The sequence below is a fragment of the Caulobacter sp. B11 genome (genome assembly GCF_002737765.1).
Lineage (GTDB): Bacteria > Pseudomonadota > Alphaproteobacteria > Caulobacterales > Caulobacteraceae > Caulobacter.
Map to the genome: position 1 here is coordinate 1 of NZ_PEGG01000109.1, position 5,613 is coordinate 5,613.

Genomic DNA, 5,613 nt, shown 5'->3' on the forward strand with positions numbered 1-5,613 from the left:
CCGGTCGGAGTAGCCGAGCAGGCCCTTGGTATAGCCGTTCAGGCCCGGCCAGGCGGGCATCACCACCCAATAGCCGATCGCGAACAGGATGCAGGCGTACCAGGTCCACAGCCACCAGCGGGGCAGCGGATTGTCGAGTTCCTTGATGCCGTCCCATTCGTGACCCGTGGTCTCGATGCCGGAGATCTGGTCGGTTTCGCGCTTGTCGGACATCAGAGGTCCTCCCCATGATCCAGCGGCATACGCGCGGCATTATCGAATTCGGCCTTCTTGGAAGGCCACATGGCGTAGGCCACGCCGGCCAGGAAGATCAGGCCGAAATAGATCAGCCCTCCCTGCTGAGCGAAGCGGGCGACGGTTTCATAGGTCATGTCGCTCACCTCTTATTGGCGGCGGAGTCGGGCTGGTACGACTTGAAGTCGACCAGGGTGCCGAGCATTTGCAGGTAGGCGATCAGCGCGTCCATTTCGGTGATGCGCTCGGGATCGCCGTCGAAGTCACGGTTCACGACTCGGTCGTCATAGCGCTTGCGCAAGGCGGAGGCGTCGGTCGAGAACGGATCGGCCTGGGCCTGGAGATCCTTGTTGGCGTTGGCGATCTGGTCATCCGTATACGGAACGCCAACCGTCCTCTGCGCCCGCAGCTTGTCGACCATGTCGTGGTAGTCGAGGTCCTTGTTGGCCAGGAACTTGTAGGGAGGCATCACCGATTCCGGCACCAGCGAGCGCGGATCGACCAGGTGATCCTTGTGCCAGGCGTCGGAGTACTTGCCGCCGACCCGGGCCAGGTCGGGACCGGTGCGCTTGGACCCCCACTGGAACGGGTGGTCGTACATGCTCTCGGCGGCCAGGCTGTAGTGGCCATAGCGTTCGACCTCGTCGCGCAGCGGACGGATCATCTGCGAGTGGCACAGATAGCAGCCTTCGCGGACATAGATGTCCCGGCCGGCCAGTTCGAGCGGCGTATAGGGCCGCATGCCCTGGACCTTTTCGATCGTGCTCTGCAGCCAGAACAGCGGAGCGATTTCGACCAGGCCGCCGATCGAGACGACCACGAGGATGCCGATGACGAGCAGGATGGAGTTCCGCTCGAACTTTGCGTGTTGTTTCCAGAGTGACATCTATGGCTCCTAGGCGGTCGCGAGGGCGGGAGCCGCCGCCGCGGCGACGGAGTCCGACGCGTTAGGCATCCGGACGGTGCGCCAGAGATTGACGATCATGATCAGGGCGCCGGAGAGGTACATCAGGCCGCCAACGGCGCGGATGATGTTCTCGACGTGCTTGGCTGAGACGGTCTCGATGAAGCTCCAGGCCAGGAACCCCTGCGGCGTGTATTCGCGCCACATCAGGCCTTCCATGATGCCCGACACCCACATCGCGGCGATGTAGAGCAGGATGCCCGTCGTCGCGATCCAGAAGTGCCATTCGACCAGCTTGTTGGAATACAGGCCCGGCTTCTTCCACAACCACGGGACCATGCAGTAGACGGCGCCGAAGCTGATGAAGCCGACCCAGCCCAGGGCCCCGGAGTGCACGTGGCCGATGGTCCAGTCGGTGTAGTGGCTCAGCGCGTTGACGGCGCGGATCGACATCACCGGGCCTTCGAAGGTGCTCATGCCGTAGAAGGCGATCGAGACGACCATCATCCGCACGACCGGGTCGGTGCGCAGCTTGTCCCAGGCCCCCGACAGGGTCATCAGGCCGTTGATCATGCCGCCCCACGAGGGCATCCACAGCATGATCGAGAAGGTCATGCCCAAGGTCTGGGCCCACTGCGGCAGGGCCGTGTAGTGCAGGTGGTGCGGGCCGGCCCAGATGTAGATGAAGATCAGGGCCCAGAAGTGCACGATCGACAGGCGGTAGCTGTAGACCGGCCGCTCGACCCGCTTGGGGACGAAATAGTACATCATGGCCAGGAAGCCGGCGGTCAGGAAGAAGCCGACGGCGTTGTGGCCGTACCACCACTGGGTCAGGGCGTCCTGGACGCCGGAGAAGACGCCGTAGGACTTGTGGTTCAGCGGGCTGACCGGCACGCCGGCGTTATTGACCAAGTGCAGCAGGGCGATGGTGACGATGAAGGCCAGGTAGAACCAGTTGGCCACATAGATATGCGGCTCCTTGCGCTTCCAGATCGTGCCGAGGAAGACCAGCAGATAGGTGACCCAGACGATGGTCAGCCAGATGTCGACGTACCATTCGGGCTCGGCATATTCCTTGCCCTGGGTCGACCCCAGCAGATAGCCGGTGGCGGCCAGAACGATGAACAGCTGGTAGCCCCAGAACACGAACCACGGGGCGATGCCGCCGGCCAGCTTGGCGCGGCAGGTGCGCTGGACGACCCAGAACGACGTGGCGATCAAGGCGTTGCCGCCGAAGGCGAAGATCACAGCCGAGGTGTGCAGCGGCCGCAGGCGGCCAAAGTTCAGCCAACCCAGTTCCGGGAAGTAGAAGATCCGCGGCCACGACAGTTGCAGGGCGATCACGACCCCGACCAGCAGGCCGGCGGCGCACCAGAACATGGTGGCGATCACGCCGGCCTTGATCACGCCGTCGCTATAGCGGTCGGGCGAGTCAGTCAGGGACCCGCTGGATAGGCCGGCGATCAGGCTGAAGGCCGAGACCAGGGCGGCGGCGAACACCGTCAGGGCCTGGAAGCGGAAAATGGGATCTTGGGTGAGACCCGCGCCCATGATGGCGAGGAAAGCCCCCAATACGGAGAAAACCAACAGAATGTCGGCTCCCTTGGGCGGGCCGGCGGCGGCGGGTATTGCGGACATAAGAGCTCCCAGCGGTATGCGCCGGCAGAGTCTCATTCCCGCCCAAAAGACGCCTTGATCTGTATCAAGGCGTCGCCTCGCGGAAACGCGCAGGCTGAGGATCTGGATGGAGATCAAAGATGGCCACACCCGCTTCTCTTGCTTCGGTGCGCGCCTTGCTCGGCGTCGGCGCCCTCGCCGCGTGGACCCAGGCCCTGATCACGTCGTGGCCACGCCTGACGGCGTTCGGGCCGATCTGCGGCGAATCGAGCGGCATCCTGGGATTCGTCGGCCATTGCCCGGCCTGCTATGTCGGCGCGGCCCTGACCCTGGGCCTGATGCTGACCTATGCGCGCCGTCCCGAGGTCCAGAGCGCGCGGGCCTAGGAGTCTTTCGGGGTCTTCAGAAGCCCCTCGATCAACTTATCCATGTTGGCGGCGTTAGCCACGGCCGCCAACCGCAGCTCTTCGCGGTCCAGGATCTCCGAAGTGATCAAGACCCCGCCGCCCTCGGTCCGCTCGGCAAAGCCCAGAGCGGTCAGCTTGAGCACATGACGCCGGGTGGTCTCGACCGGGATGCCTAGGGAGCGGGCCAGGGCCGAGACGCTGATCGGCCGCCTCGCCTCGGTCGGGACGGGCTCGGCAAAGTCCCTCGGATGGTGAGCGGCCGCGTTGCGAAACTGCTGACTGCTGGCCCGCACCGCCGCCATGAACACCAAGCCCATGACCATGTCACCGTCAAACAGGTCGGTGGTCAAACGCACCAGACGCAGGGCGTAGTCCACCCCGAGCCCCAGGTGGTGTCGCTGAACGAGTAGGGTTCGATTGCGCTTCATAGGTCCCGGATTGATGGCGCCCGCCAGCACGGGATAGGGCGTGCGGATCGCCGCGACGTCGCATGAAGACATGCAGGATCGCATAAAGCTCTGCAAATCGTAGACGCCCCCATGCGGCCATCGAGCGCGCAAAGGACGCTTTGCGCCAAATCAAGGCGGTCGAAGGCGCGATCTGCTCAAATTGGGTAACTGACTGTTGCCACCGGTTTCCTAGCGTGGGAGCGCAAATCCGTGATCACAATTGAAACGAACACGCAAGTTTCCGCCCTGTTCGCCGCCCGAGGAACTAATGAACGACTTCACCAAGTCCAGAGCCGCTGAACGGGCGTCAGCGAGCTTCGTCCTGGCTTGGGCCGAGGCTGCGCGGTTGTTTGACGACGTCGATCTGATCGATCTTTTCATTTTCACCACCACGCTGATGAGCAATGTCGGCGCCGTGCGCATGGATGAATTCCAGGGTTTCGAGGTCGCCCCACCTGACGAACGCCGCCGCCCCGTCGGCGTGGCCCAGGTCGCGAGTTCCCTGGACATGCCCTATGAAACCGTTCGCCGCCGCATGGTGCGACTGGCGGCCAGCAAGTACTTCGAACGGGTGTCGCACGATGGCTACATCGTGTCGCATTCCGCGATGATGCGGCCTGAAATGCAGGCTATCCTCATAAAGCGCCATGTCGCCCTGCAACGGTTTCTGCGGGAACTCAACCAGGCTGGCGTCGTCGAAGACTGAGCGACCCGTCGCCTCGCGCCTTTCGCCAGTGGCCCCATTCTGGGTATGGACCGCTCGAAAAACGGATCTTTCTTCATACCCCCACCCCAGGATCGGGAAACTTGTACTCGGGGGAACGACTGATGAAGTTGCGGCTTTCTGGCTCGATGAACCTTTTCGGGGCGATGTTGGGACTTGGCCTTCTGGCTCTGGTCGCCGTCGCGGGCTTCACGCTGCTGCAGGTCAGCATCGGCGGACCGCTCTATACGCGCATCGTGGCCGGCAAGGACCTGACGGCTGATATTCTTCCGCCGCCGCTCTACGTCATCGAGGCCTATCTCGACGCCAGCACGGCCTATGCCGACAATTCGCCCGGCCGCGCGGTCCAGACCGCCGCCAAGCTCAAGGTCCTCAAAGCAGCCTATGACGAGCGCCTGGGCCACTGGCGCGACCGGCCGTTCTCCCCCGAGGCCAAGCAGCTGCTGCTCGGCGAGTCCGACCAGGCCGCCCAGGGCGTCTGGGCCGCCGCCGACTCGATCATGACCGCGATCCAGAGCGGCGACACGGCCGGCGCCCAGGCCGCCGATCAAGCCCTGAACGAGGCCTATACGGCCCATCGCGCCGCCATCGACCAGATCGTGCCGTTGATCGCCGCCGAGAACATCAAGGTCGAGACCGAGGCGCGGAGCCAACAGGACGCGGACATGATCATCATGGCCCTGGTCTGCGGCGTCCTGGCCTTCGTGATCATCGGCGGTATCTGGATTTTGCGCCGGGCGATGATCCGGCCCATCGAATCGATCACCCGTTACATGGGCGAACTGGCGGGCGGTCAGTACGAACGCGAGGTCCCCTTCGCTGGTCGCTCCGACGAGCTGGGCGACATGGCCAAGGCCGTCGCGGTGTTCCGCGAGGGGGTTCTGGAGCGCCGGTCCCTACGCGAGGAGCAGGACGCCATCCGCGCCCGAGCGGAGGCGGACGGGCTGGCCCTCGAGGCCGAACGGCGTCTTGCCGAGCAACAGCGTCATCACGCCCTGGACAGCCTCGCCAAGGCGCTGTCCTTGCTGTCGGACGGCGACGTCGGCCACCGGATTCAAGCCGCCTTCGCCGCCGAATACGAGAGCCTACGCGGCGACTTCAACAGCACCAGCCAGAAACTGGCCGCTACCCTGGCCGACATCACCCGCTCGGCCAACGGCGTCGGATCGGGCTCGGACGAGATCGCCCGCGCCGCCGACGACATGGCCCGCCGCACAGAGCAGCAGGCCGCCAACCTCGAGGAAACCGCCGCGGCGGTGACCCAGATCACCGCCACCG

The 5,613-nt window shown here is 64.4% G+C and carries 8 protein-coding genes; 3 read left to right on the top strand and 5 right to left on the bottom strand.

Features of this window, described 5'->3' with window-relative positions:
* The 4 genes from CSW58_RS05940 to ccoN form a co-directional block, all read right to left on the bottom strand.
* Positions 1-213, bottom strand: a 213-nt coding sequence (locus tag CSW58_RS05940; protein ID WP_304441632.1) for a cbb3-type cytochrome c oxidase N-terminal domain-containing protein, incomplete at its 3' end; no start/stop codon positions are given.
* Positions 213-380 (bottom strand): cbb3-type cytochrome c oxidase subunit 3, encoded by a 168-nt coding sequence (locus CSW58_RS05945; RefSeq protein ID WP_099446665.1) that lies wholly within the window; start codon positions 378-380, stop codon positions 213-215. The genes CSW58_RS05940 and CSW58_RS05945, both read right to left, overlap by 1 nt.
* Positions 377-1,120, bottom strand: a complete 744-nt coding sequence (gene ccoO, locus CSW58_RS05950; protein ID WP_099446666.1) for a cytochrome-c oxidase, cbb3-type subunit II — start codon at positions 1,118-1,120, stop codon at positions 377-379. The genes CSW58_RS05945 and ccoO overlap by 4 nt, the downstream gene beginning before the upstream one ends.
* A 9-nt stretch (positions 1,121-1,129) precedes the next feature.
* Positions 1,130-2,776 carry a cytochrome-c oxidase, cbb3-type subunit I gene (gene ccoN, locus CSW58_RS05955; RefSeq protein ID WP_099446667.1) on the bottom strand — a complete coding sequence of 549 codons (1,647 nt, stop codon included), beginning with the start codon at positions 2,774-2,776 and terminating at the stop codon, positions 1,130-1,132.
* Positions 2,777-2,895: 119 nt separating this feature from the next.
* On the opposite strand from ccoN, the gene CSW58_RS05960 reads away from it, so the two are divergent.
* Positions 2,896-3,141, top strand: a complete 246-nt coding sequence (locus CSW58_RS05960; protein ID WP_143755098.1) for a hypothetical protein — start codon at positions 2,896-2,898, stop codon at positions 3,139-3,141.
* Here the strand turns inward: CSW58_RS05960 and CSW58_RS05965 are convergent.
* Positions 3,138-3,662: a helix-turn-helix domain-containing protein gene (locus CSW58_RS05965; protein ID WP_099446669.1), complete on the bottom strand. Its 525-nt coding sequence runs from the start codon at positions 3,660-3,662 to the stop codon at positions 3,138-3,140. The genes CSW58_RS05960 and CSW58_RS05965 overlap by 4 nt on opposite strands.
* A 217-nt stretch (positions 3,663-3,879) precedes the next feature.
* Between CSW58_RS05965 and CSW58_RS05970 the strand changes: the two genes are divergently transcribed.
* Entirely contained in the window at positions 3,880-4,317 is a 438-nt protein-coding gene (locus CSW58_RS05970; protein WP_099446670.1) for a hypothetical protein, read from the top strand.
* 122 nt (positions 4,318-4,439) lie between these two features.
* Positions 4,440-5,613 (top strand): methyl-accepting chemotaxis protein (locus CSW58_RS05975; RefSeq protein WP_143755099.1); only part of this gene is annotated, 1,174 nt, incomplete at its 3' end.

Bases quoted from the DNA above. Each gene is read 5' to 3' on its own strand.
- ccoO (WP_099446666.1), bottom strand. From the start codon at position 1,120: ATGTCACTCTGGAAACAACACGCAAAGTTCGAGCGGAACTCCATCCTG.
- ccoN (WP_099446667.1), bottom strand. From the start codon at position 2,776: ATGTCCGCAATACCCGCCGCCGCCGGCCCGCCCAAGGGAGCCGACATT.
- CSW58_RS05960 (WP_143755098.1), top strand. From the start codon at position 2,896: ATGGCCACACCCGCTTCTCTTGCTTCGGTGCGCGCCTTGCTCGGCGTC.
- CSW58_RS05965 (WP_099446669.1), bottom strand. From the start codon at position 3,662: ATGTCTTCATGCGACGTCGCGGCGATCCGCACGCCCTATCCCGTGCTG.
- CSW58_RS05970 (WP_099446670.1), top strand. From the start codon at position 3,880: ATGAACGACTTCACCAAGTCCAGAGCCGCTGAACGGGCGTCAGCGAGC.